The organism is Paenibacillus protaetiae, from assembly GCF_004135365.1.
Taxonomy (GTDB): Bacteria; Bacillota; Bacilli; order Paenibacillales; family Paenibacillaceae; genus Paenibacillus_AP; species Paenibacillus_AP protaetiae.
The window spans coordinates 3,682,501-3,706,609 of the sequence record NZ_CP035492.1 but is presented as its reverse complement, the minus strand read 5'-3'; the positions used below and the strand labels follow the sequence as shown (position 1 = coordinate 3,706,609).

Genomic DNA, 24,109 nt, shown 5'->3' with positions numbered 1-24,109 from the left:
GCTTAGTAATATACAATGAACCCCTTGAAACTTAGCGTTCCAAGGGGTTCATATGGTGAAACCAAAGCTTGTTAGCTTTTATTATTTCACTTCTACAGTAGCGCCAGCTTCTTCGAGCTTAGCTTTAACAGCGTCAGCTTCTTCTTTAGCCACTTTTTCTTTGATTGGTTTTGGAGCGCCGTCAACCAGGTCTTTTGCTTCTTTCAGGCCAAGACCCGTGATTTCGCGAACCACTTTGATTACGTTGATTTTCGAAGCGCCTGCGTTAGTCAGGATTACGTCGAATTCAGTTTGTGCAGCAGCTTCAGCAGCGCCGCCGCCAGCAACTACTGCTACTGGTGCAGCAGCTGTTACGCCGAATTCTTCTTCGATTGCTTTAACGAGATCGTTCAGTTCGAGAACGTTCATGCCTTTAATGGCTTCCAAGATTTGCTCTTTGCTCATTAGATAAACCTCCAAATAATTGTTTATAGTTTTTTGTTGGTCTGTCCGGCGCTAGCCGGCAGAAAGGTAAACCGGAACGTCAAGCTTACGCTTGTTGTTCTTGTTTTTCAGCAACTGCTTTAACCGCAAGGGCGAAGTTGCGCATAGGCGCTTGCAGGACGCTGAGGAGCATGGAGAGCAAACCTTCGCGGGAAGGAAGTTCTGCCAGTGCTTTGATTTGAGCGAGGTCAACGACTTGACCTTCAACGACGCCGCCTTTCAGCTTGAGCGCTTCGTTCTTCTTCGCGAAATCGTTCAAGATTTTCGCTGGAGCGACAGCATCCTCTTTGCTGAATGCGATAGCTGTAGGACCTGTCAGAATTTCGTTCAGACCCGACAACTCAGCTGCTTCCGATGCACGGCGAACGAGCGAGTTTTTCAGAACTTGGAACTCAACGCCAGCTTCACGAAGCTGTTTGCGAAGTTCTGTTACTTGCGCTACGTTCAGACCGCGGTAGTCAGCAACGACCGTGCTGGAGCTTTCGCGCAGTTTCGAAGTGATTTCTTCAACTGCTTGTTGTTTGCCTTGAATAATCTTAGCGTTAGCCAAATTGTACACCTCCTATAAGGTCAGTTGTACATGCCGTTCATGACAAGTCGATTGACTAGGGTGCATGAGAAAGGCCCTCGCAAACTCGCGAAGGCCATGATCGTCCGTTTCCCGGCATCGGCTTATTAGCCAATGCCGTACACAAACATTTTATCATAACACCTCGGTAGGAAATTAAGCCTCGCGGCACCTACTGTCTACGGTATGCATATTCGATATTCAGTTCCGGATTTCTTAACGGAAGGAAGCCGTGGAAACACGAGCGCCAGGACCCATTGTCGAAGATACGGAAATGTTTTTCAGGTAAACCCCTTTAGCAGCAGCCGGTTTAGCACGGTTCAGCGCGTCAACAAGCGTACGAAGGTTTTCGTTCAGCTTCTCTGCGTCGAAGGATACTTTACCGATTGGAGCATGGATTTGACCTGCTTTATCGAGACGGTACTCGATTTTACCGGCTTTAATCTCTTGCACAGCTTTTGTAACGTCAAACGTTACAGTGCCGGCTTTAGGGTTAGGCATGAGGCCTTTACCACCGAGAATACGACCGAGTTTACCAACTTCAGCCATCATATCCGGCGTTGCTACGCAGACGTCGAATTCGAACCAGCCTTGTTGGATTTTGTTGATCATGTCTGCATCGCCAACAAAGTCAGCGCCAGCAGCTTCCGCTTCCTTCGCTTTGTCGCCTTTAGCGAATACGAGGACGCGTTTTGTTTTACCAGTACCGTGCGGAAGTACAACTACACCGCGAACGGCTTGGTCTTGTTTACGAGGGTCAACACCCAGGCGAACTGCTACTTCAACGGACTCGTCGAATTTGGCAGTTGCAGCTTTTTTCACGAGCTCGATTGCTTCTTGCGGCTCGTAAGTTGCTTCGCTGTCAATCAGCTTAGCAGCTTCAAGATATTTCTTACCGTGCTTAGCCATTATACATTCTCCTCCTTATGTGGTATAGCGGAAAATCCTCCTAGGGAAAATCCTCCCACCCTTCCAAGCATCCGCTTGGCCGGTTTGGGCTGCGCCTTGCGGCTCGGCCCGGAGCGCTTGCTTCCAAGACGAAAGCAGCGCATTACGCCATTAGTCAGCGATCGTGATGCCCATGCTGCGAGCAGTACCTTCGATCATCAGCATAGCTGCTTCGACGGACGCTGCGTTAAGGTCAGGCATTTTTTGTTCAGCGATTTCACGGACTTTATCACGTTTAACCGTAGCGACTTTCTTTTTGTTAGGCTCGCCGGAACCTTTCTCGATTCCTGCTGCTACGCGAAGAAGGACAGCTGCCGGCGGAGTTTTAGTTTCGAACGTAAACGAACGATCCTCAAACACCGTGATAACGACCGGAATGATCAAACCAGCTTGATCTGCAGTACGAGCATTAAATTCTTTACAGAATGCCATAATGTTAACGCCTGCTTGACCAAGTGCAGGACCAATTGGAGGAGCAGGATTCGCTTTACCAGCTGGCACTTGCAATTTAACGAGCTTGATGACTTTCTTTGCCATGACTTACACCTCCTTGCCTTGATATCCAAGCGGTATTCCGGAAACCGGATGTTTATATCTTCTCCACTTGAGTGTAATCCAGCTCAAGCGGGGTTTCCCTGCCAAACATGTTCACATGTACCTTAAGCTTCGCTTTGTCGAGCAGAATTTCTTCTACGGAGCCAACAAAGTCTGCAAAAGGGCCTACTTTGACGCGGACGGTTTCTTTCAATTCGAATTCGATTTTCGGTTTTGGCTCATCCATACCCATGTGCTTCAGAATTTGTTCCACTTCTTCAGGCATGAGCGGAGTCGGCTTGGAACCGGAACCTGTCGAACCAACAAATCCCGTTACGCCCGGCGTATTACGAACAACATACCAAGAATCATCCGTCTGAATCATTTCCACAAGGACGTAACCCGGGTAGACTTTACGCATGACCGTTTTCTTCTTGCCATCCTTGTCTACCAGTTCCTCTTCCATAGGGACGAGTACGCGGAAGATTTTGTCTTCCATACCCATTGATTCAACGCGACGCTCGAGATTGGCTTTCACCTTGTTCTCATAGCCAGAGTAAGTGTGCACGACATACCATCTTTTTTCCATCACAATCCACCTTTGGACCCTTCTTAAACAATCAGTTCAACCAAACTTGAGATCCCGATGTCAAGAACCCAAAAGTAAATCGTCACAAACAGGACCGTCAAGAGTACAACGATCGAATAGCTTGTCAACTCTTTACGATTTGGCCAGCGGACTTTCTTGAGCTCTGCCCAGCTGTCGGTAAAGAAACCAAACGTTTTGCCGAAGCTACGCTTCACATTAGCAAAAAACGCCACGCTCACACCTCCATTTGACTATCGCGTCTCGCGATGAGGAGTCTGCTCGTTACAGAACTTGCAAAACTTCTTCAACTCGATGCGGTCGGGGTGGTTGCGCTTGTTTTTATTGCTCGTATAGTTTCTTTGTTTGCAGTTTGTGCAAGCCAACGTGATAATTACCCGCATTGAAGTACACCTCCCGAACTGCTACTAAATATGAATCATGATGCTGCTATAACACCTTCGACTCATTGGGGCCTAACCAAAAAAAACCTTGATTTTCAGGCCTACCTAAACACTTTATCACATGGCATTTTCACTGTCAATGCAAATGAACCGCCCGCTATTTATTGGAAGCGGCGGCAACATCGGGATTCTCTAGCAGTATAGTCACAATCCCAACATCATAAACTACAAAAGGCCGCCCTCCCGCTCCGCATGTGGCGGATGGTCAGACAGCCTGGATGATCCATTCCTATACATTTCAACTCATTAACCGCTAATATCGCGGACTTCCAAATAACGCTCCAGCTTCCGTTTCACGCGCTGCAAAGCATTGTCGATCGACTTCACATGCCGGTCAAGATCAACGGCGATTTCCTGGTATGATCGCCCATCCAAATAAAGCATCAGAACTTTGCGCTCCAGATCGCTTAAAATTTCGGACATTTTGTCCTCGAGTCCGGTAAACTCTTCACGGTTAATAATGAGCTCCTCGGGGTCAGAAACGCGAGTGCCGCAAATGACATCAAGAAGCGTCCGGTCCGAATCCTCATCATAAATCGGCTTGTCCAGCGACACGTACGAGTTCAGCGGAATATGCTTCTGCCTTGTTGCCGTCTTAATGGCCGTAATGATCTGCCTCGTTATGCACAGCTCCGCAAACGCTTTGAAGCTCGCAAGCTTGTCCCCGCGAAAATCACGAATAGACTTATACAAGCCTATCATGCCTTCCTGCACAATATCTTCACGGTCGGCGCCGATGAGAAAGTAGGAACGAGCCTTGGCACGAACAAAATTTTTATACTTATTAATCAAGTATTCCAGTGCTAAGCTGTCGCCATTGCGTACCGCTTCGACGATCTCCTCGTCCGTACTGCAACCGTATTCCAGCGTACTCCACTCTCTGAGGTCGATGCTCACGAACTATCCCTCCGGCCTGCAAGGCGTACACTGCCAGATGGGCTAGCATCTAGCAAATATAGAGTCAGTATACATTATGTAACCTTTTACCGTCAACCGATTTGGCTGTATAAACTATAAAACTATGCCTAATTTTGTAACAAAACGGTAATTTTGTTGCTAGGAATCTCCCCGCCGCCATTTCTCCAGCTGCGACAGCACATCCGGCTTCACATTGCCCTGCAGCGTATTGCGTTTGATCTGGCTGTTGTCTTCGCTCAACCGCCGTTCGATGTTTTTCCGGTTTTGCACAATTTCGATTAACAGTTCCCTGGCCGATATCCGGAGCGCTCCTCTTCCGAAGGTGACATGCTGCTCAACCAGGTCGGAGGTGGCAACATAGATGTCACGGCGGCGAAGCGCCAGCTCAGATACGAGCCGTTCAATGCATTCATCCGCCGTTTCTTTCTCTTTTGTAAAAACAATGTTCAGCTTATGCTGGGAGTAGGAGGCTCCAAGTCCGGGAACTTGATGGGCGTCAAAAATAACGTAAACTTTCCTGCCGGTGAAGCCCTGATAGTCGGCCAGCATGTCGAGAAGCTTGTCCCTTGCCTCCTCCAGTCCTTTGTCCTTCAGTTTGGCGAGAACGGGCCAAGCCCCGATCATATTGTAGCCGTCAACAAGAATAATATCGTCGCGACGGCTCATGCGCTAACCTTGCCGCCGCTGCCTTACAACCTCATACATCAGCACACCTGCTGCAACGGAAGCGTTAAGCGAGTTCAGCTGGCCCAGCATCGGAAGCTTGACGAGGAAATCGCATTTTTCTTTAATTAAGCGCCCCATTCCTTTGCTTTCATTGCCAATGACTACGGCAAGCGGCAGATCAAAACCGGTATCGTATACATCCTGTTTCGCAGCAACATCCGTACCGGCGATCCAGACGCCTTCTTCCTTCAGGCGGTCAATGGTTTGGGCCAGGTTGGTTACCCGGGCAACCGGCACGTGTTCGGCAGCGCCTGCCGACGTCTTAAGCACTGTTGCGGTCAAGCCTGCGGAACGCCGCTTTGGAATAATGACGCCGTGAACGCCGGTGCATTCCGCCGTGCGGAGAATGGAGCCCAGGTTATGGGGATCCTCGATCTCATCAAGCAGCAGCAGAAACGGCGTCTCTCCCCGCTCTTTGGCCACAGCCAGAATATCCTCAATCTCGGCATATTGATAAGCAGCCGCCTGGGCAACGATTCCCTGATGCGGCACGTCCTGCACCATGCTGTCCAGCTTGCGCTTGTCCACATGCTGAACGACGATGCCCAGCTTTTTCGCCTCGGTCATGATCGGAATGGTCAAATGCTTTTGCGCATTTTCCGCAATCCAAATTTTATTGATTTCCCGGCCGGAGCGCAAAGCTTCCATAACCGGGTGTTTACCCGCAATTAGTTCCTGCGTATCGGTGTCGTGGTTCGACATTGTTCTTCCTCCTCCATAACGGGATGTCCTAGTCCGGCAATCCCGCTGCAAACAGTTCCTGCAACCGTTCCGTTTTCCCTTGATAAAATAAATGGCCGCATAAGCATTCCAGCGCCGTCGCCTGTCGATAATCGGCAGGGTCGGCGTTTTTCGGCGGCGCTCCCGATTTGGAGTTGCGTCCGCGGCGGACGATCTCCGCTTCTTCTTCGGTCAGCAGCGGCTGCAGCCGCTCCAGCATGGCGCGCTGGGCTTTGGCCGACACAATCGCCGTTGCATCCTTGTGCAAAATATGCGACTTATGGTTAGGCCCGGCGACGAGATATTGCCGGACCAGCAGTTCGAATACCGCGTCCCCGACATAAGCGAGCACTACCGGGTTCATCAGGTTCACCTGCTTCGAAGGCGGATAGAACAGAAGCGGGCTTGCGCCCGCATGGTCTACTCCGCTCTCCGGCAAAAGCGAAGCGGCACTCCGCTTCGCTTCTCCGTCTGACGCTTTGTGCTGCGTCAGCTTATGATCGTTACCGCTCATTTGCGCCGCCAGCGGATCCCTTGCGGGGTATCCTCCAGAACGATGCCTTTGGCCGTCAGCAAATCACGGATCTCATCGGCTCTTGACCAGTTTCTGCTGGCGCGCGCTTCCGTGCGCTCCACAATGAGCTGCTCGATCTCGCCGTCAAGCAGTTCATCATCGGCGCTGCCTGGCAGCAGGCCGAGCACCCGGTCCAGCGTTTCCAGCAAGTGCAGCAGCGACTTGAGTCCTGCAGCCGAAGCCTCACTGCGGTTCATGTACTGATTCGCTTCTGCTACCAGGTCGAACAAAGCGGTAATCGCATCCGGCGTATTAAAGTCGTCGTCCATTTTCGCCTGGAACTGCTCCAGAATAGCCGCAAGCTTCGCATCCAGTTCCGCTTCGCCGGAAGGCAAAATCGTTCCCGCTTCAGCTGCGGCCGCCGGCTGCTCGCCCAGCGCGGCCAGACGATGCTTCAAGTTCGAAGCGCTGTTGGCGATGCGCTCCACGCTTTTTTCCGCTTGTGCGATCGTATCGTCGCTGAAATTGATTGGGCTGCGGTAATGCGCCGACAGCATGAAGTAACGAATTGCCTGCGGCTTAATCCGCTTCAGCAGCTCATGCACCGTAATGCCGTTGCCCAGCGACTTGGACATTTTCTCATTATTAATATGAATGTACCCGTTATGCATCCAATAATTCGCCAGCGGTTTGCCGGTCAACGCTTCCGACTGTGCCACCTCGCATTCATGATGCGGGAACTGCAAGTCGTGGCCGCCGCCGTGAATATCCAGCGTATCCCCCAAAAACTTGCGGGCCATTGCGGAGCATTCGATATGCCAGCCTGGACGGCCCGGCCCCCAAGGGCTTTCCCAATTGATTTCCCCGGGCTTAGCGCCTTTCCATAACACAAAGTCGGCCGGGTTCTCTTTCCGCTCGCCTACTTCAATCCGGATGCCGAACTGCAGCTCCTCCAAATTTTGATGGGACAACTTGCCGTATTCCTCAAATTTGGAAGTGCGGAAATAAACATCGCCATCGCTGGCATAAGCGTAATCCGTGTCGACCAGCCCTTTGATGAAAGCGATAATTTCCGGAATCTGCTCTGTAACCCGCGGATTAAGAGTCGCCGGGCGGATGCCCAGCCCTGCGATGTCTTCCCGGAACGCTGCAATAAACCGCTCCGCCACTTCCGGTACGGTCTCGCCCAGCTGCTCCGCTTTGCGGATCAGCTTGTCGTCCACATCCGTGAAGTTCACGACATAATTCACATCATAGCCTGTAAACTCCAAATACCGGCGCACCACATCAAAAAAGATGGCAGGGCGCGCATTGCCGATATGGATATAGTCATAAACGGTTGGGCCGCATACGTACATATTCACTTTTCCCGGTTCGAGCGATTTGAACGCTTCCTTCGAACGGGTCATCGTGTTGTAAATCGAAACCGTCATTGTTTGAATTCTCCTCCTGGAACAGGCTGCTTCTTCAGCAGCTCAAGCTCTTGATGAAGCCTGTCGATTTGGGTTTGCATCTCGCGAAACATTTCTACCACCGGGTCCGGCAGCTGATTATGATCAAGCCTGCTGACCCGCTCTCCGTTTCTTTTTACGATCCGTCCGGGATTGCCTACAACCGTACAATTGGGAGGCACTTCACGAAGAACAACCGCATTGGAACCTACATTGCAATTATCGCCAACTGTAAACGAACCTAGTATCTTTGCTCCGGAACCGATAACCACATTATTGCCGATAGTGGGATGCCGTTTCCCTTTCTCTTTACCTGTACCGCCCAGCGTAACCCCCTGATAAATGACAACATCGTTCCCGATTTCACATGTTTCGCCTATCACAACGCCCATGCCGTGGTCAATGAAAAACCGCTCGCCGATGCGGGCGCCCGGATGGATTTCGATCCCGGTCATAAAGCGGCTGATTTGGGAAATAATACGTGCGATAGTAAACAAGCGCTTGCGGAAAAAAGCGTGAGCGATTCGGTGCGCCCACAAGGCATGAAGGCCGGAATACGTAAAAATGACTTCGAAGCGGCTCCGGGCAGCGGGGTCGTTCTCAAATACTGTCTCAATATCCGACCGGATACGGCGAAACATGATTCATTGCTCCTCTCCATCCGCGTGTACAAAAAATAAAAGCCTCCGCAGCCATAGGCTGCAGAGGCGTAACATTACGCGGTTCCACTCTGCTTGGATAGGCCGTCCCCATCACTCCGGCGTACAGCGCTAGCAGCACAACCTGCTGCGGCGCTATGCGGGCCATCCATCTTATCCGCCTGTAACGAAGGCTAGACGCTGCTTCCTACCCCGCTTCCGCCAGACAGTTGCCGTGCGGGCCAACCGCGCCCCGCAGTGTCCGCTGCGGCTGCTGTCATCGGAATAACGTATCGGAACAGAGCTCCCAGGTGCATTTCGGTTTATACGGAATAGACAACTTACAGCCTACATCTTGCACTTACACCGCAAAGCAGCGCCGGTTTGGATGACGGTTGTCCTCTCTGCAAATCCAGCATAAACGTACTATCCTGTTCACAGCTGTTAAGTTTGTAAGTAAAGAAAACGAACGTTCTCGCAATTTCAAATACAGTATACGCCAATACAATCCAAAGTGACAAGGGTATTGGAAACAATTGCCCGCTTCCCGCCCATATCGTTAAGGCCGCCCAAGTTCATTTAAGCCAAGCGGCTTTTCAAGCGGGAGATCACTTTGTCCCTGCCCAGCAGCACGATCGACTGGTTCAGGTCCGGTCCATGCGTCTGTCCGGTCAAGGCAGCACGAATCGGCATAAACAGCTGTTTTCCTTTAAACCCGGTTTCCTTCTGTACCGCCTTGATCGAATCTTTAATGCCGTCAACCGTAAAAGAAGAAGCCTCTGCTTCGAGACGGGCCAGGAATGCGGCCAGCACCGCCGGCACCTGTTCTTCCGCCAGCACCTCCGCCGCTTCCGCTTCATCTGTCACTTCATCCTGGAAGAACAGTTCCGTAAGCGGCACGATTTCGCTTGCCGAACGAAGCTTATCCTGATACAGCGCCACCAGGCTCGTTACCCATTCGCGCCCTTCGGCATCAAGGTCATCCGCTGCGCGGCCGGCCTTGCGCAAATGCGGCAGGCACATATCCACGAGACGGTTCAAGTCCGTTTTCTTGATGTATTCACCGTTCATCCAGCTCAGCTTGTGCGTATCAAAAACAGCCGGGCTTTTGCTCAGGCGCTGGGCACTAAACGCGGCGATCAGCTCTTCGCGCGTAAAGATCTCCTGCTCGCCTTCCGGCGACCAGCCAAGCAGGGCGATAAAGTTAAACATCGCTTCCGGCAAATAACCAAGCTGATCGTATTGCTCGATAAACTGGATAATCGACTCATCGCGTTTGCTCAGCTTTTTGCGGCTCTCATTCACAATAAGCGTCATATGCGCGAATTGCGGCGGTTCCCAGCCAAACGCTTCGTAAATCATCAGCTGGCGCGGCGTATTGGAAATATGGTCTTCCCCGCGCAGCACGTGGCTGATGCGCATCAGATGGTCATCCAGCACAACCGCAAAGTTGTACGTCGGGATGCCGTCTTTTTTCACAATGACAAAATCGCCCGTCTCCGCCGTATCAAATGAAATCGTGCCCTTCACCATATCGTCCCAAGCGTATGTTTTGCCTTCCGGCACACGGAACCGGATGCTCGCTACGCGGCCCTCCGCTTCATACGCCTTGCGCTGCTCTTCCGTCAGGTCACGGTGCTTGCCGGAATAACGAGGCGTTTCGCCTCTTGCAATCTGCTCCTCGCGCTCCTGCTCCAGTTCTTCCTCCGTGCAATAGCAGCGGTAAGCAAGGCCGCGGTCCAGCAGGTCCTGCCAATACTTCTCGTAAATATCGAGGCGTTCGGTCTGGCGATACGGTCCGTATCCGCCGCCTACATCCACGCTTTCATCCCAGTCCATGCCCAGCCATTTCAAATAGGTCAGCTGGCTTTGCTCGCCGCCTTCCACATTGCGCTTCACGTCCGTATCCTCGATGCGGACAATGAGCTTGCCGCCCAAGTTTCGTGCAAATAAATAATTAAATAAAGCCGTTCTTGCATTGCCGATATGTAAATGGCCCGTCGGAGACGGAGCATAACGTACGCGCACTTCCTGCGTCATCTTCAAAGCTCTCCCTTCCAATTTTACCTGCCTGTTTCATTAATGTGAGTAACTATAGCACATCCCGGACCAAACAAACAACCGATTGAGCGGCAATGCCTTCTCCCCGGCCGGTAAAGCCAAGCTGCTCGGTTGTAGTCGCCTTTACATTCACCTGCGTCACGTCCGCTTCAAGCGCTTTGGCGATCACTTCCGCCATTTGGGGGATATACGGCGCCATTTTAGGCTTCTGCGCAATAATGGTAGAATCAATGTTGCCGAGCTTGTAGCCCCGCTCCTTCGCAAGCGCCCATACATGGTCCAGCAGCTTCAAGCTGTCGGCGTCTTTAAACGCTTCATCCGTATCCGGAAAATGCTTTCCGATGTCGCCTAAACCAAGCGCGCCCAGCACGGCATCCGAAATGGCATGCAGCAGCACATCCGCATCGGAATGGCCGAGCAGCCCTTTCTCATACGGAATCGTAACCCCGCCTATAATACACGGCCTTCCTTCCACCAGCTGATGAACGTCAAACCCTTGACCAACCCGTATCATCCTTCTGTTCCCCTCTCCTGTAGCCGGCTTTATTCCGCGGCTTCCCGCCTGTCCCGCTGGGACAGCAAAAATTCCGCATAGGGCAAATCGTCCGGCGTTGTAATTTTAATGTTTGTATAGTCGCCTGCAGCCACAGCTACCGGAACGCCCATCCGTTCCACCACCATCGCATCGTCCGTGCCTACAAATGACGCTGCGGCAGCCTGCTCATGCGCTTCCGCCAGCAGTTCGCGCCGGAACGCCTGCGGTGTCTGGATTGCCCATAAGCGGCTGCGGTCAGGCGTAGCCGTAATGATACCCGCTTCATTCACTTGCTTAATGGTATCCTTAACCGGCACAGCAAGCACGGCGGCACCATGCTGTTCCGCAGCCGAACAGCATGCCCGGACGGCTTCAGACGTCACAAACGGACGGACAGCGTCATGCACCATGACCCAGTCCGCCCGATTACCAAGCGCTGCTATACCTTTATAGACCGAATGCTGCCGCTCGCTTCCTCCGGCAACGACATGCCGCACTTTGTGCAGCCCGTATTGCTCCGCCAGCTCCCGGCAGCGTCCGATTTCCCCGCTTCCCGTCACGACAACAATTTCCGCTATTTCCGCCATTGATTCGAATAGTTCAAGCGTATGAACCAATATCGGCTTATTGCCCAGCAGCAAATATTGCTTGCTTTCGCTTGTGCCCATACGCGTGCCGCGGCCGGCCGCTACGACAACAACTCCCCATTTTGCTTCCATGCTGCCATCAACCTGCCTCGCACTGTACTTCCCCGCCGTATCTCAAACGGCGACAATATCATTATCATACCTCGTTACAGCGCTTTTTCCAACAGCTTCGGCTTTGCGAAAATCATCCGGCCCGCTGACGTCTGCAGAACGCTTGTCACCAGAACTTCCATTGTCGTACCGATATAGTCCCGGCCGCCTTCGACGACAATCATCGTCCCGTCATCCAAATAAGCGACGCCTTGCCCGTGCTCCTTGCCGTCCTTGATCACTTGAACAATAATTTCTTCGCCCGGCAGCACAACCGGCTTCACAGCGTTTGCCAAATCGTTAATGTTCAGCACCGAAACGCCTTGCAGCTCACATACCTTGTTCAAGTTAAAATCATTCGTTACCACTTTGCCGCCAAGCACTTTAGCCAGCTTCACGAGCTTGCTGTCCACTTCGCCGATTTCCTCGAAATCGCCTTCGTATATAAGCACTTTCACATCCAGCTCTTTTTGAATCTTGTTCAGGATGTCCAGGCCCCTGCGGCCGCGGTTCCGTTTCAGCAAATCCGAAGAGTCAGCAATATGCTGCAGCTCTTCCAGCACAAATTCCGGAATAACAAGTGTGCCTTCGATAAATCCGGTCTTGCAAATATCCGCAATTCTGCCGTCGATAATAACGCTTGTATCCAAAATTTTATGCTCTTCAAAACCTTTGCCCGTTTCGTTCGGCCGTTCAGCCTTGCGCGGCTCCAGCAGCATGCTCAGACCGGCTGCGAGCTCTTCCTTTTTCCTCAGGCCGATGCGCATGCCGATATAACCAAATCCAAGCGCCATAACCGCGGGTACAGCTTGTCCGATGCCTTTAAGCCCCGGCACAGCCGGATACAGCAATACCGCAAGCAGCAGCCCCATAAGCATCCCGCCCGCCCCGGCGAGCAAATCCTGCATCGGCATCGCAGCCGCTTTCTCCGAACCGCGTTCCAGCAGACGGATAATGGTGCCGGCAAATAGCGTAGCTACAATGATACCGATCATCGCGCCGGCTCCCACATATAAATAATAGCTTCCCGACCGTTGCATAAGGCCGCTTTCCGACCACATTCCTAAACCATTTATTGAACCATACCATTCATTGCCCAACAATCCGCCTATCAGTAACCCCATAAATTGAATTATTCGTTTTATCATTCATTTTCACCTCCACTACCAATTATGGTCCAATAAATGGCAGCCTAATCGTAGCGCAGGCATAAAGTATGGAAAGAAATAAACTTTTTTTCATTTTGAAAAGCAGCCACTGGAGGTCTATAATAGGTGACAAGGTAAATATAGTCATGGGAACTGATTGAACATACTGATGAAAGAGGTGGACCGATGAGCACGCCAACGCTGGATCAGTATCAAACGCAGGTGTCTGAGCTGCTGCTCCGACATCGCAGCTTGATGGATGTCATGTCTAAGTTTGGCCAATCCGGTGCATCCGTCAACCGTGCCCTCTCCAAGGCTGTCACGGATTGCGGCTGCATTGAATTGCATGCACGCAAGCAGCAGTATTCCAATGATTTAAATTTGGAAAACGCAAAAATAACGCTTGAAAGCCACCTCTACGGCGACCTGTGCGAAAACTGCCGGGATGTCGTCAAATCGGAGCTGGGTCGCAATCTGTTTTATATGGCAGCGATGTGCAACCTGCTCGATATTAAACTGGATGAAGTTGTTGCAGACGAATATAACCGATGCTCCACGCTTGGGCTTTTCAACATGACCTGAACGAGTACAAAAAAAAGGATGTGCCTTGACGCTGATCCCAGCGTATCAAGGCACATCCTTTTTGGCTTCTGCAGCCGGGTTATTAACCATGTTAATGCAAATCAAGCTGTATGCTCCGACTGGTTCTGCTCTTCGTTCCGGTCGGTACTGTCCGTTCTGACAAGCGGCTCCCGCTTCCAAACACGGCGTTCAACGTTTTTTTTTAATCCGTAAATCGCATACAGCAACAGCGGGATAAAAATAATTTTGGACAAATCGTCCGGGAACAACAAGCCCAGCAGTACCGTTACCGCAATGATAACCGGAACTGCCCAAAGCGCTTTTTTGGAAATGCCGACCTTTTTAAAATTCGGATATTTAATCGTGCTGACCATTAACAAGGCAAGCACAAGCATCGTCGCAACCAATACGGAAACACTGATATCCCCTTCAAACAAAGCAAGCGTTGCAAGCACTCCGCCTGCTGCTGGAATCGGCAAGCCGATAAAGTATCCCGCCGAGCTTGTTATGACATTAAACCGCGCTAAACGAAGCGCGCCGCAAACCGGGAACAATGCGGTAATAATCCAAGCGAGCGTTGGATTTAAATCCTGAAAAGCCGTTACATACATCAAAAACGCAGGGGCTACCCCAAATGAAATCACATCTGCAAGGGAATCAAGCTCTTTGCCAAACTCGCTTTGAGCATTAAGTGCACGGGCTACCCGCCCATCCACGCCATCAAGCAGCATGGCAATAATGACCATCATCGCGGCATTCTCCGGCTTATCGTTAAACACCAGAATAATCGAAATAACGCCTAAAAATAAATTTCCAACCGTGAGAAGGCTCGGTATCGATTTAATGATCATCTGTTCCACCTCTTCTCTACTATGCCCTAAAAGCCTTCAACCAAGTATACTAACGCTTCAAGCAAGCAATCCATTCATTGTAAGCGGATTAGATATGCCTGTCAATGAACATTTGCTCTTGAATCCGTTTCATACCGTCTTTAATCGCCCGGGCACGCACCTCGCCGATGCCGTCGACCTCGTCCAGTTCTTCAATCGTTGCCATTAAAATATGCGGCAAACGCCCAAAACGTTCCACCAAATTATTCATAATGACAAGCGGCAGGCGCGGAATTTTGTTCAGCAGCCGGTAACCGCGCGGAGAAACAACTTCTTCCGCCATCGAACCGGTATGCGTATAGCCAAGCAGGCGCAAGATCGGCGATGCTTCGAGCATTTCGTCGGCGCCAAGTTTCTTCAGCCCCAGCCGGATTTCCTTCAGTTTCTCATCCGAGTTGTCTTTGGCATAATCCTTCAGCAAAAACCATGCATCTTCCTCGACGCCGTCCACCAGCTCATCCATCTGCATGCTGATCAGACGCCCTTCCGTCCCCAGCTCATTGACATACCGCTTAATTTCCATCTTAACCCGCAGCACCATCTCCACACGCTGAATCGCGTGAGCGACATCCTGCAGCGTCACCAGCTCTTCGAATTCAAGGGCGGACAAGTTCGTGAACGATTGGTTCAATACCGCTTTGTACTTCTCCAGCGTTTGAATAGCCTGATTGGCTTTCGTTAATATGACGCCGATATCTTTCAGCGAGTAACGCAGATTGCCTTGGTACAACGTAATAATATTGCGCCGCTGCGAAATGGATACAACAAGTTTCCCGGTTTGCTTCGCGACCCGTTCAGCCGTACGGTGCCGGATTCCCGTCTCGATGGAGGGAATGGAGCTGTTCGGAATGAGTTGTGTATTGGCGTACAAAATCCGGCGCAAGTCCTCGCTCAAAATAATGGCGCCGTCCATTTTGGCAAGCTCATACAAGTAGTTAGGCGAGAAATCGCAGTTGATCGAAAACCCGCCATCCACTACTTCCATTACTTCCGGGCTGTAGCCGACAACCAAAAGCGCTCCGGTCTTGGCGCGAAGAACGTTCTCAAGTCCATCGCGGAATGGGGTTCCTGGTGCGACTAATTGCAATAATTGATTCATGACTTCCATCTGGTTCTGCTCTTTCATCATTTGCCCCCTATTCAAGCGCTGCAGAAAGTGCTTCCGCAACCGTGTTTACGCCGATAATGTCTATACCTGCAGGCGGCTTCCAGCCCTTTAAGCTTTTTTCCGGCATAATGACCCGCTTAAACCCCAGCTTCTCCGCCTCCTTTACCCGCTGCTCTGCTCTGGATACAGCCCTTACCTCGCCCGTCAAGCCAACTTCTCCGAAAATAACGTCATACGGACGCGTTGGCGCATCCTTAAAGCTGGAAGCCAAGCTTACTGCAACGGCCAAATCAACCGCCGGCTCATCCAGTTTGACTCCTCCTGCGGCGTTCACATAGGCATCCTGGGTTTGCAGGAATAATCCGATCCGTTTCTCCAGCACCGCAATAATAAGCGCCATCCGATGATGGTCAAGACCGGCCGACATCCGCCGCGGCGAAGGAAAATGCGTGGTTGCAACAAGTGCCTGCAATTCGACCAGCATCGGGCGCGTCCCTTCCATACTTGCGACAACTGTCGAACCCGATACGCCAAGCGGCCTTTCCGACAGAAACAGTTCCGAAGGATTATCCACTTCCCGCAGTCCGTCTTCGCTCATTTCAAATATGCCGACCTCATTGGTTGAGCCAAACCGGTTTTTCACTGCACGCAGCAGCCGGTATGTATGGTGGCGTTCTCCTTCAAAATAAAGTACGCAGTCAACCATATGCTCCAGCAAACGCGGACCCGCGATTGCCCCTTCCTTCGTAACATGGCCAACAAGGACTGTAGCGATTCCTTTAATTTTGGCAATCCGCATAAAATGGGCGGTACATTCCCTCACCTGCGCCACACTGCCCGGAGCGGACTGCACATTAGGATCAAATACGGTCTGGATGGAATCAATCACGAGAAAATCCGGCTGAATCGTTTCGATCGCTTCATTAATGTTCTCCATATTCGTCTCGCATAGTACAAACAAGCTTTCGGTCAAAGCGCCCAGCCGGTCTGCTCTCATGCGTGTTTGGCGTACCGATTCCTCGCCCGAAATATAAAGCACTTTAAGCCCTTTGGATGCAAGAGCATGTGAAGTTTGCAGCAGCAAAGTCGATTTGCCGATGCCGGGGTCCCCGCCAACAAGAATAAGCGAGCCGGGAACAACACCGCCTCCAAGCACGCGATTCAGCTCCTTCATGCGTGTTTCAATGCGGGGTTCCTGCTCACTTTCTATATGTATGATGGATTTCGGCTTTTCTTTCATCTGAACGCTTGATAAGCCGACCCCTTGCGTTTTAATAACCGTTTCGCGTTCCTCGACCATAGAATTCCATGAGCCGCAGCCCGGGCATTTCCCGAGCCATTTAGGCGATTCGGTGCCGCATTCGGTACACACGAATTTCATTTTTATTTTTGCCATAGCCGGCTCCTTCTGCATTGAGCATGACATGAACAGTTCAAACGATTCAACCTGTTGCATACATAACTCCCGTATTCTCTTGAATTTTACCATTTAATGCGAATGGGATAAACCCCCTCCCTTTCCTGGCGCAAACTGCAATAGCTATGCTTTTCTCCGGCTTTTGGCTTTGTTCTGCGGTTTTGGGCAGCAATAGGCGCTGCAATGAAACAAAGCGCGTCAGCATGCAAAAAAGCTTTCTCCTTTTACGGGAGAAAGCTTTTTTGTGCTTATGCGTTTTTAACGGGCCGCAGGCTCTGTAGGCGCAGCTTCAGCTTCCGTTTTCGTGACGGTCAATTCGCCATCCTTCTCATCAATTGTGAAGGTATCGCCTTTGACGATTTTGCCGGTGAGCAGCTCTTCCGACAAGCGGTCTTCAATATGCTTCTGGATCGCTCTGCGAAGCGGACGCGCCCCGTAAGCCGGATCGAAGCCTTCTTTGGCAAGGAACGCCTTCGCGCTGTCCGTCAGCACAAAGTCGATTTCCTGCTCACGCAGCCGTTTGCGGAGATCGTCGGCCATCAGCGAAACGATCTGCGAAATATGCTCCTGCTCCAGCGAATGGAACACGATTGTTTCATCGATCCGGTTCAGGAACTCCGGACGGAAGCTTTTCTTCAGTTCCGCCATCACTTTATCTTTCATTTGCGCAAATTCGCGGCCGGAATCGTGTACGGCTGTGAATCCAAGCGACGAATTGCGTTTAATTTGGTCTGCGCCTACATTCGACGTCATAATGATCAGCGTGTTGCGGAAGTCGACCACACGGCCTTTGGAGTCCGTCAAGCGGCCATCCTCAAGCACCTGCAGCAGAATGTTGAATACTTCCGGATGCGCTTTTTCGATTTCGTCCAGCAAGACGACCGAATACGGCTTGCGACGTACTTTTTCGGTCAGCTGGCCGCCTTCCTCGTAGCCGACATATCCCGGAGGAGCACCGACCAGACGGGACGTCGAATGTTTCTCCATATATTCCGACATGTCGATGCGGATAACGGCATTCTCGTCGCCAAACAACGCTTCTGCCAGCGCTCTTGCGAGCTCCGTTTTGCCGACACCGGTTGGGCCAAGGAAGATGAACGAGCCCATCGGGCGTTTCGGATCTTTCAGCCCCGCGCGTGCGCGGCGGATCGCTCTCGATACCGCTTTAACCGCTTCGTCCTGACCGATGACGCGGTCATGGAGAATGGATTCCATTTTGAGCAGGCGCTCCGTTTCTTCTTCCTTCAGCTTAATGACCGGAATACCGGTCCAGCTGGCAACAACCTGCGCAATATCTTCAGGTGTCACTTCGGAATCGGTGCGGCCTTGTTTTTCTTTCCATTGGTTTTTCGTTGTATCAAGCTCTTCGCGGATTTTTTGCTCCGTATCACGAAGCGCCGCTGCTTTCTCAAACTCCTGGCTTTGCACCGCCGCGTCTTTTTCCTTGCGGATATCTTCAAGGCGGTTTTCCAGCTGTTTCAGATTAGGCGGTACCGTATACGTGTGAAGTCTCACTTTGGAGCTGGCCTCGTCGATGAGGTCAATCGCTTTGTCCGGCAGGAAACGGTCCGTAATGTAACGGTCAGACAGCTTCACCGCCTGCACAATGGCTTCGTCCGTAATTTTTACACGGTGATGCGCTTCGTAACGGTCACGGAGACCCATCAGAATTTGAATCGCTTCTTCCGGCGAAGGCTGGTCGACCGTAATCGGCTGGAAGCGGCGTTCAAGCGCAGCATCCTTCTCGATATATTTGCGGTATTCGTCCAGCGTGGTGGCGCCGATGCATTGCAGCTCGCCGCGCGCCAGCGCCGGTTTCAAGATGTTGGAGGCGTCAATGGCGCCCTCCGCGCCGCCTGCGCCAATGAGCGTGTGCAGCTCGTCGATGAACAAGATAATGTTCCCGGCTTGGCGGATTTCATCCATAATTTTTTTCAGGCGGTCTTCGAATTCGCCGCGATATTTGGTTCCGGCTACAACAGAGCCCATATCAAGCGTCATAACGCGCTTGTCGCGCAATGTTTCCGGAATTTCATTTTCAATAATTTTTTGGGCGAGGCCTTCAGCAATGGCGGTTTTACCGACCCCAGGTTCGCCGATCAGCACCGGATTGTTTTTCGTGCGGCGGCTGAGCACTTGAATAACACGCTCAATTTCTTTGCTGCGCCCGATAACCGGATCCAGATTGCCTTCGCGGGCAATTGCAGTCAAGTCACGAGCCAAGCCGTCCAGCGTTGGCGTGCTGACATTGGCTTGCGTGCCATGATTGCTCGATACCGCTTCGCTGCTGCCAAGCAGCTGCAGCACTTGCTGGCGCGCTTTGTTCAGGCTGATGCCCAAGTTGTTGAGCACTCTTGCCGCAACACCTTCGCCTTCACGGATGAGGCCAAGCAAAATATGCTCCGTGCCCACGTAAGTGTGGCCCAGCTTGCGGGCTTCGTCCATCGACAGCTCAATCACTTTTTTCGCCCGCGGCGTATAAGCGATATTCGTTGGCTGCTCCTGTCCGCGGCCGATAAGCGCTTCTACCTCATCCTGTATTTTTTCGAGACCAAGCCCTAGGCCAATGAGCGCTTTCGCTGCAATGCCTTCGCCCTCCCGAATGAGACCAAGCAAAATATGCTCTGTCCCGATATTATTATGGCCAAGTCTGACCGCTTCCTCTTGCGCTAAAGCCAATACCTTCTGTGCGCGTTCCGTAAATCTTCCAAACATCATGTTCAAGCACCCCCAAATTCAGTTTGCCCCCGCAATTGCTTGCGGATAAGTTCGGCGCGTCTTACATCGCGTGTTTCCGGATTCATCTTCTCCTTGAACGTTTGCTGCAAAAAGCCTGGCTGAGTCATCACCATTAATTCATTCATCACCGTAGGCGTAACTTCCTGCAACAATCCTAAATCTACTCCAAGCCTAACATCGGATAACCGCTGCGAAGCCTCTTTCGAGTCCATAATCGCCGCATATTTTAATATGCCGTAGGAACGTTTGATCCGGTCTTCGACCTTCAGCCGCGACTCTGTCAGCAGCCTTGATCTTGCCGCACGTTCATGCTCGATAATTTGCTTGGCTACGCCGTACAGGTTATCGATAATTTCCGTTTCCGATTGTCCCAGCGTAATCTGGTTCGATATTTGAAACAAATTGCCAAGCGCCTCGCTACCTTCGCCGTATTGACCGCGAACGGCAAGGCCTACCTGCGTAATGGCGGACAAAATCCGGTTAATTTGCTGCGTCAGCACCAGCGCCGGCAAATGCATCATGACCGAAGCCCGAATGCCCGTCCCGACATTCGTAGGACAAGTCGTCAAATAACCAAACTTTTCATCAAAAGCGTATTCCGCTTTCTCCTCAAATATATTATCAATTCTGCCAGCCAGTCCCCAAGCTTCTTGTACTTGGAATCCCGGATACAAACATTGAATGCGCAGATGGTCTTCTTCGTTAATCATAATGCTGACGGATTCATTATCGCTTAATATAACCGCCCCGCCGCGTGAATCATTGGCCAAATTCGGGCTGATTAAATGTTTTTCCACCAGCACTCTGCGCTCCAGTTCATTCAAGTCCGATAAAACAATCGTCTCGAACTTGCCCACTTGGGCGAGCTGATCGGATTTGCCGATTTCAATCAGCTGCTTCATCACTTCTTCGGACTGACTGCTGGTCGCAAGCATTGGAAAAGGATGCCGCCGCAAGTTGCGGGCCAGCCGAACTCTGCTGCTGATCACGATATCGGAATCGGGACCATCATGCTTCATCCATTCGCTTAACGCTTGCTGCGAGAAATGGCGTTGTTCCACAGATACGCCCCTCCTTCCTGCTTTACAAATCGCTGATCTTTTTTTCCAGTTCACGAATCCGGTCGCGGATTAAAGCCGCGCTTTCGAACTCTTCCCTTTCAATACGGCCTTGCATATCCCGTCTAAGCTGCTCAATTTCGCGCTTATACTGGATTTGCCCGCCGTATCTTTTTGGTATTTTCCCGACGTGCACCGTGTTGCCGTGAACCCTCTTCAACAACGGATCCAAATGATCTGCAAAATGCTTATAGCATGAGCTGCAGCCAAAACGGCCGATTTTGCTGAACTGCGCATAAGTAAGGCCGCATTCATCACACCGGGCAGCCTTTGGCTTTACCCCGCCGCCTGCTGCTCCTGCAGGCTCAAAATCAAGCAGCCCCGACAGCAAGCTATGGATGGAAAAGCCATTGGGCGCACCGGGTAAACTTTCGCCTTTTTCCCTCGCGCATGCCTCGCATATATGAAACTCCGTTTTTTCACCATTAACGATTTTTGTAAAATGGAGTGTTGCCGGCCTTTTACCGCATTCCTGACAAATCACGAATGTTGCCCCTCCTTTCGAGCTACACTACTCGCCTAACGGATTAGCAGCGTAATTAACATCGATTTCAGAAGGCGTGCCCGAATCTCATCGCGAAGCGGAAGCTTGACTGCAATCGTGTCTCTGGATATCGCTGCCCGGATCAGATTGGCTTCCCGTCTTGTAATCAATTCCGCTTCCTCCAGCTGATAAATGAGTCCTTCGGCAACACTTTGTTCCACACAATCACCAATCGTTTCATTAATGTGGAACTGAATGTTTTTTAATGCCGGCAGCTCAACCCGCTGAATGCGCACATAACCGCCGCCGCCCCTTTTGCTTTCCACCATGTAACCTTTCTCCAAGGTGAAACGGGTGCTGATGACATAGTTAATTTGCGAAGGAACACACGAGAATTGGTCAGCAAGCTCGTTCCTCTGAATCTCAACAGCTCCATCCGAACTGTTCTGCAGCAATTGCTTCAAGTACTGCTCAATGAGATCGGAAATGTTGCGCATATCACCAACCTCCATGAAATGCTGCAAATATCGCTGTACCGGCTGAATGAAACTTTAGCCTGGATTTGGCTGTAATCCGCCTGCGTTTAGCAAGAAGATTACCGCTGCGGAACAGCTCTATTCAGCAGCTGCAATTGACTTTGACTTTCTTTGACTTTAAATTCATTATACGCAAAAATCAAAAAAGGTCAAGAGATGGAGTTTAAATTTTCAGACGATTTTCAAATCCTTATTTTGAAAGCCGTTATGATCTAGCATGATGCGGTCCATGCTTATTTATACCCATAGACAGCGCCGGCCGGAACTTATTCGATCATTCATTTATTATGTGGTGTGAAAGCATCGTTCATTCACATAAATAAACAGCTTGTGAACAAAAGTGTGTATAAGAGGAACTGCATGCTGGGGGTAAAATCTCAATAAGAAGGCTTTTGCGGAATTTAGACAACTATTCACATGTGCATAATTTCAGCTGATGCAGCCGGTTATCCCGTTTATTCTAGATGATCTGCTGCTGCTAACCATGAAGTTATGCAGACTTGTGGGCAAACAAGGGGATAACCCGAGTCGATTTCGCTGCTAAAGCGCCTGCTCACAGGAGGTAATGCATCGGTTAATCAATGCTGCTTATCCTTCGGTGCACCAAGGGCCAGTTACCCCCCATTGTGCGTGATGTGGACAACAGTAAGCTGTTTGTGATGCTTTGCCAATTCACAACCGGAAACAAACCATAATGCTAAACCATTATTTAATCCATTAATTATTAAGGACACAAAAAAACCTGCCACAAGACTGTGACAGGTTCTTCGTGCTTGGCGACGTCCTACTCTCCCAGGACCCTGCGGTCCAAGTACCATCGGCGCTGGAGGGCTTAACGGTCGTGTTCGGTATGGGAACGCGTGGTTCCCCTCCGCCATCGCCACCAAACGTGGTTTACAGCGTAAACCTTCAAGGTTTTGCGCCTTGAAAACTGGATGCGAAAGGGTATGCAATGAATCTTTAGCTTGATTTAGGATAAGCCCTCGACCGATTAGTATTCGTCAGCTGCACGCATTGCTGCGCTTCCACCCCGAACCTATCCACCTCGTCGTCTACAAGGGGTCTTACATACTGGGAAATCTCATCTTGAGGGGGGCTTCACGCTTAGATGCTTTCAGCGCTTATCCCGTCCGTACATAGCTACCCAGCGGTGCTCCTGGCGGAACAACTGGTACACCAGCGGTACGTCCATCCCGGTCCTCTCGTACTAAGGACAGCTCCTCTCAAATTTCCTACGCCCACGACAGATAGGGACCGAACTGTCTCACGACGTTCTGAACCCAGCTCGCGTACCGCTTTAATGGGCGAACAGCCCAACCCTTGGGACCTACTTCAGCCCCAGGATGCGATGAGCCGACATCGAGGTGCCAAACCTCCCCGTCGATGTGGACTCTTGGGGGAGATAAGCCTGTTATCCCCAGGGTAGCTTTTATCCGTTGAGCGATGGCCCTTCCATGCGGTACCACCGGATCACTAAGCCCGACTTTCGTCCCTGCTCGACTTGTTGGTCTCGCAGTCAAGCTCCCTTATGCCTTTGCACTCTCCGAATGATTTCCAACCATTCTGAGGGAACCTTTGGGCGCCTCCGTTACTTTTTAGGAGGCGACCGCCCCAGTCAAACTGCCCGCCTGACACGGTCCCCCTACCGGATTCACGGTAGCGGGTTAGAACTCCGATACGATCAGGGTGGTATCCCAACGTCGCCTCCACACAAGCTGGCGCTCATGCTTCCCAGGCTCCCACCTATCCTGTACAGATCGTACCAAAGTCCAATATCAAGCTGCAGTAAAGCTCCATGGGGTCTTTCCGTCTTGTCGCGGGTAACCTGCATCTTCACAGGTATTAAAATTTCACCGGATCTCTCGTTGAGACAGCGCCCAAGTCGTTACGCCATTCGTGCGGGTCAGAATTTACCTGACAAGGAATTTCGCTACCTTAGGACCGTTATAGTTACGGCCGCCGTTTACTGGGGCTTCGGTTCACAGCTTCGGGTTACCCCTAACCGCTCCCCTTAACCTTCCAGCACCGGGCAGGCGTCAGCCCGTATACTTCGCCTTGCGGCTTCGCACAGACCTGTGTTTTTGCTAAACAGTCGCTTGGGCCTTTTCACTGCGGCCCCCTCGGGCTATTCACCCTACCGAGGCACCCCTTCTCCCGAAGTTACGGGGTCATTTTGCCGAGTTCCTTAACGAGAGTTACTCCGC

The 24,109-nt window shown here is 51.3% G+C and carries 26 protein-coding genes, 2 rRNA genes and 1 other annotated feature (1 of these 29 cut by a window edge); of the genes, 1 reads left to right on the top strand and 27 read right to left on the bottom strand.

Features of this window, described 5'->3' with window-relative positions; all coding sequences use genetic code 11:
• Positions 1–81 precede the first annotated feature (81 nt).
• The 18 genes from rplL to ET464_RS16990 all read right to left on the bottom strand — a co-directional run bounded on the left by rplL (position 82) and on the right by ET464_RS16990 (position 13,031).
• Positions 82–444 (bottom strand): 50S ribosomal protein L7/L12, encoded by a 363-nt coding sequence (gene rplL, locus ET464_RS17075; protein ID WP_129443049.1) that lies wholly within the window; start codon positions 442–444, stop codon positions 82–84.
• Between the two features lie 85 nt (positions 445–529).
• Positions 530–1,033 (bottom strand): 50S ribosomal protein L10, encoded by a 504-nt coding sequence (gene rplJ / locus ET464_RS17070; protein ID WP_129443047.1) that lies wholly within the window; start codon positions 1,031–1,033, stop codon positions 530–532.
• 58 nt (positions 1,034–1,091) lie between these two features.
• Positions 1,092–1,254: a sequence feature (ribosomal protein L10 leader region), on the bottom strand.
• A gap of 13 nt (positions 1,255–1,267) precedes the next feature.
• Entirely contained in the window at positions 1,268–1,960 is a 693-nt protein-coding gene (gene rplA, locus ET464_RS17065; RefSeq protein WP_129443045.1) for a 50S ribosomal protein L1, read from the bottom strand.
• Positions 1,961–2,110: 150 nt separating this feature from the next.
• Complete coding sequence (gene rplK, locus ET464_RS17060) at positions 2,111–2,536, bottom strand: 50S ribosomal protein L11 (RefSeq protein WP_129443043.1); 426 nt, start codon at positions 2,534–2,536, stop codon at positions 2,111–2,113.
• Between the two features lie 52 nt (positions 2,537–2,588).
• Positions 2,589–3,122, bottom strand: coding sequence for a transcription termination/antitermination protein NusG (gene nusG, locus ET464_RS17055; protein WP_129443041.1), 534 nt, complete (start codon positions 3,120–3,122; stop codon positions 2,589–2,591).
• Positions 3,123–3,145: 23 nt separating this feature from the next.
• Positions 3,146–3,355, bottom strand: a complete 210-nt coding sequence (gene secE / locus ET464_RS17050) for a preprotein translocase subunit SecE (RefSeq protein WP_129443039.1) — start codon at positions 3,353–3,355, stop codon at positions 3,146–3,148.
• Positions 3,356–3,373: 18 nt separating this feature from the next.
• A complete protein-coding gene (rpmG, locus tag ET464_RS17045) occupies positions 3,374–3,523 on the bottom strand; it encodes a 50S ribosomal protein L33 (RefSeq protein WP_129443037.1) in 150 nt (49 codons plus the stop codon).
• 306 nt (positions 3,524–3,829) lie between these two features.
• Entirely contained in the window at positions 3,830–4,480 is a 651-nt protein-coding gene (gene sigH, locus ET464_RS17040) for an RNA polymerase sporulation sigma factor SigH (protein WP_129443035.1), read from the bottom strand.
• A gap of 159 nt (positions 4,481–4,639) precedes the next feature.
• Positions 4,640–5,167: an NYN domain-containing protein gene (locus ET464_RS17035; protein WP_129443033.1), complete on the bottom strand. Its 528-nt coding sequence runs from the start codon at positions 5,165–5,167 to the stop codon at positions 4,640–4,642.
• A gap of 3 nt (positions 5,168–5,170) precedes the next feature.
• Positions 5,171–5,929, bottom strand: coding sequence for a 23S rRNA (guanosine(2251)-2'-O)-methyltransferase RlmB (gene rlmB, locus ET464_RS17030; RefSeq protein ID WP_129443031.1), 759 nt, complete (start codon positions 5,927–5,929; stop codon positions 5,171–5,173).
• Positions 5,930–5,957: 28 nt separating this feature from the next.
• A complete protein-coding gene (locus ET464_RS17025; protein WP_129443029.1) occupies positions 5,958–6,461 on the bottom strand; it encodes a Mini-ribonuclease 3 in 504 nt (167 codons plus the stop codon).
• Positions 6,458–7,894, bottom strand: coding sequence for a cysteine--tRNA ligase (gene cysS / locus ET464_RS17020; RefSeq protein ID WP_129443027.1), 1,437 nt, complete (start codon positions 7,892–7,894; stop codon positions 6,458–6,460). The genes ET464_RS17025 and cysS overlap by 4 nt, the downstream gene beginning before the upstream one ends.
• The gene (gene cysE / locus ET464_RS17015) at positions 7,891–8,553 is read right to left on the bottom strand and encodes a serine O-acetyltransferase (RefSeq protein ID WP_129443025.1); all 663 of its coding nucleotides are present in this window, start codon (positions 8,551–8,553) and stop codon (positions 7,891–7,893) included. The genes cysS and cysE overlap by 4 nt, the downstream gene beginning before the upstream one ends.
• Positions 8,525–8,719 (bottom strand): hypothetical protein, encoded by a 195-nt coding sequence (locus ET464_RS17010; RefSeq protein ID WP_129443023.1) that lies wholly within the window; start codon positions 8,717–8,719, stop codon positions 8,525–8,527. Before ET464_RS17010 ends, cysE begins: the two co-directional genes overlap by 29 nt.
• Before the next feature lie 410 nt (positions 8,720–9,129).
• Positions 9,130–10,590: a glutamate--tRNA ligase gene (gene gltX / locus ET464_RS17005; protein WP_129443021.1), complete on the bottom strand. Its 1,461-nt coding sequence runs from the start codon at positions 10,588–10,590 to the stop codon at positions 9,130–9,132.
• Positions 10,591–10,642: 52 nt separating this feature from the next.
• A complete protein-coding gene (gene ispF, locus ET464_RS17000) occupies positions 10,643–11,125 on the bottom strand; it encodes a 2-C-methyl-D-erythritol 2,4-cyclodiphosphate synthase (protein ID WP_129443019.1) in 483 nt (160 codons plus the stop codon).
• A gap of 29 nt (positions 11,126–11,154) precedes the next feature.
• On the bottom strand, positions 11,155–11,865 hold the full coding sequence (gene ispD, locus ET464_RS16995; protein WP_129443017.1) for a 2-C-methyl-D-erythritol 4-phosphate cytidylyltransferase: 711 nt from the start codon (positions 11,863–11,865) through the stop codon (positions 11,155–11,157).
• A 74-nt stretch (positions 11,866–11,939) separates the two neighbouring features.
• Positions 11,940–13,031, bottom strand: coding sequence for a PIN/TRAM domain-containing protein (locus tag ET464_RS16990; protein ID WP_129443015.1), 1,092 nt, complete (start codon positions 13,029–13,031; stop codon positions 11,940–11,942).
• Positions 13,032–13,217: 186 nt separating this feature from the next.
• On the opposite strand from ET464_RS16990, the gene ET464_RS16985 reads away from it, so the two are divergent.
• Positions 13,218–13,613, top strand: a complete 396-nt coding sequence (locus ET464_RS16985) for a nucleoside triphosphate pyrophosphohydrolase family protein (protein WP_129443013.1) — start codon at positions 13,218–13,220, stop codon at positions 13,611–13,613.
• A gap of 101 nt (positions 13,614–13,714) precedes the next feature.
• Here ET464_RS16985 and pssA read toward each other — a convergent pair whose 3' ends face one another.
• From pssA to ET464_RS16940, 9 genes are all read right to left on the bottom strand, one after another.
• Positions 13,715–14,464: a CDP-diacylglycerol--serine O-phosphatidyltransferase gene (gene pssA, locus ET464_RS16980; protein ID WP_129443011.1), complete on the bottom strand. Its 750-nt coding sequence runs from the start codon at positions 14,462–14,464 to the stop codon at positions 13,715–13,717.
• A gap of 88 nt (positions 14,465–14,552) precedes the next feature.
• Complete coding sequence (disA, locus tag ET464_RS16975) at positions 14,553–15,629, bottom strand: DNA integrity scanning diadenylate cyclase DisA (RefSeq protein ID WP_129444529.1); 1,077 nt, start codon at positions 15,627–15,629, stop codon at positions 14,553–14,555.
• A 10-nt stretch (positions 15,630–15,639) separates the two neighbouring features.
• On the bottom strand, positions 15,640–17,007 hold the full coding sequence (gene radA / locus ET464_RS16970; protein WP_129443009.1) for a DNA repair protein RadA: 1,368 nt from the start codon (positions 17,005–17,007) through the stop codon (positions 15,640–15,642).
• Positions 17,008–17,286: 279 nt separating this feature from the next.
• Entirely contained in the window at positions 17,287–19,746 is a 2,460-nt protein-coding gene (gene clpC / locus ET464_RS16965; protein WP_129443007.1) for an ATP-dependent protease ATP-binding subunit ClpC, read from the bottom strand.
• Between the two features lie 2 nt (positions 19,747–19,748).
• A complete protein-coding gene (gene mcsB / locus ET464_RS16960) occupies positions 19,749–20,786 on the bottom strand; it encodes a protein-arginine kinase McsB (protein WP_425271777.1) in 1,038 nt (345 codons plus the stop codon).
• A 64-nt stretch (positions 20,787–20,850) separates the two neighbouring features.
• Entirely contained in the window at positions 20,851–21,369 is a 519-nt protein-coding gene (mcsA, locus tag ET464_RS16955) for a protein-arginine kinase activator protein McsA (RefSeq protein ID WP_129443002.1), read from the bottom strand.
• A gap of 35 nt (positions 21,370–21,404) precedes the next feature.
• Positions 21,405–21,866 carry a CtsR family transcriptional regulator gene (locus ET464_RS16950; RefSeq protein WP_129443000.1) on the bottom strand — a complete coding sequence of 154 codons (462 nt, stop codon included), beginning with the start codon at positions 21,864–21,866 and terminating at the stop codon, positions 21,405–21,407.
• An 810-nt stretch (positions 21,867–22,676) separates the two neighbouring features.
• A 5S ribosomal RNA gene (rrf, locus tag ET464_RS16945) occupies positions 22,677–22,793 on the bottom strand.
• Positions 22,794–22,876: 83 nt separating this feature from the next.
• Positions 22,877–24,109, bottom strand: a 23S ribosomal RNA gene (locus ET464_RS16940); it runs 1,724 nt beyond the window's last position.

Excerpts from the sequence above, each read along its gene's own strand:
- rplL (WP_129443049.1), bottom strand. The coding sequence starts at position 444 with ATGAGCAAAGAGCAAATCTTGGAAGCCATTAAAGGCATGAACGTTCTC.
- rplA (WP_129443045.1), bottom strand. The coding sequence starts at position 1,960 with ATGGCTAAGCACGGTAAGAAATATCTTGAAGCTGCTAAGCTGATTGAC.
- rplK (WP_129443043.1), bottom strand. The coding sequence starts at position 2,536 with ATGGCAAAGAAAGTCATCAAGCTCGTTAAATTGCAAGTGCCAGCTGGT.
- nusG (WP_129443041.1), bottom strand. The coding sequence starts at position 3,122 with ATGGAAAAAAGATGGTATGTCGTGCACACTTACTCTGGCTATGAGAAC.
- rpmG (WP_129443037.1), bottom strand. The coding sequence starts at position 3,523 with ATGCGGGTAATTATCACGTTGGCTTGCACAAACTGCAAACAAAGAAAC.
- ET464_RS17035 (WP_129443033.1), bottom strand. The coding sequence starts at position 5,167 with ATGAGCCGTCGCGACGATATTATTCTTGTTGACGGCTACAATATGATC.
- rlmB (WP_129443031.1), bottom strand. The coding sequence starts at position 5,929 with ATGTCGAACCACGACACCGATACGCAGGAACTAATTGCGGGTAAACAC.
- ET464_RS17025 (WP_129443029.1), bottom strand. The coding sequence starts at position 6,461 with ATGAGCGGTAACGATCATAAGCTGACGCAGCACAAAGCGTCAGACGGA.
- cysS (WP_129443027.1), bottom strand. The coding sequence starts at position 7,894 with ATGACGGTTTCGATTTACAACACGATGACCCGTTCGAAGGAAGCGTTC.
- cysE (WP_129443025.1), bottom strand. The coding sequence starts at position 8,553 with ATGTTTCGCCGTATCCGGTCGGATATTGAGACAGTATTTGAGAACGAC.
- ET464_RS17010 (WP_129443023.1), bottom strand. The coding sequence starts at position 8,719 with ATGGCCCGCATAGCGCCGCAGCAGGTTGTGCTGCTAGCGCTGTACGCC.
- gltX (WP_129443021.1), bottom strand. The coding sequence starts at position 10,590 with ATGACGCAGGAAGTGCGCGTACGTTATGCTCCGTCTCCGACGGGCCAT.
- ispF (WP_129443019.1), bottom strand. The coding sequence starts at position 11,125 with ATGATACGGGTTGGTCAAGGGTTTGACGTTCATCAGCTGGTGGAAGGA.
- ispD (WP_129443017.1), bottom strand. The coding sequence starts at position 11,865 with ATGGAAGCAAAATGGGGAGTTGTTGTCGTAGCGGCCGGCCGCGGCACG.
- ET464_RS16990 (WP_129443015.1), bottom strand. The coding sequence starts at position 13,031 with ATGATAAAACGAATAATTCAATTTATGGGGTTACTGATAGGCGGATTG.
- ET464_RS16985 (WP_129443013.1), top strand. The coding sequence starts at position 13,218 with ATGAGCACGCCAACGCTGGATCAGTATCAAACGCAGGTGTCTGAGCTG.
- pssA (WP_129443011.1), bottom strand. The coding sequence starts at position 14,464 with ATGATCATTAAATCGATACCGAGCCTTCTCACGGTTGGAAATTTATTT.
- disA (WP_129444529.1), bottom strand. The coding sequence starts at position 15,629 with ATGAAAGAGCAGAACCAGATGGAAGTCATGAATCAATTATTGCAATTA.
- radA (WP_129443009.1), bottom strand. The coding sequence starts at position 17,007 with ATGGCAAAAATAAAAATGAAATTCGTGTGTACCGAATGCGGCACCGAA.
- clpC (WP_129443007.1), bottom strand. The coding sequence starts at position 19,746 with ATGATGTTTGGAAGATTTACGGAACGCGCACAGAAGGTATTGGCTTTA.
- mcsB (WP_425271777.1), bottom strand. The coding sequence starts at position 20,786 with ATGAAGCATGATGGTCCCGATTCCGATATCGTGATCAGCAGCAGAGTT.
- ET464_RS16950 (WP_129443000.1), bottom strand. The coding sequence starts at position 21,866 with ATGCGCAACATTTCCGATCTCATTGAGCAGTACTTGAAGCAATTGCTG.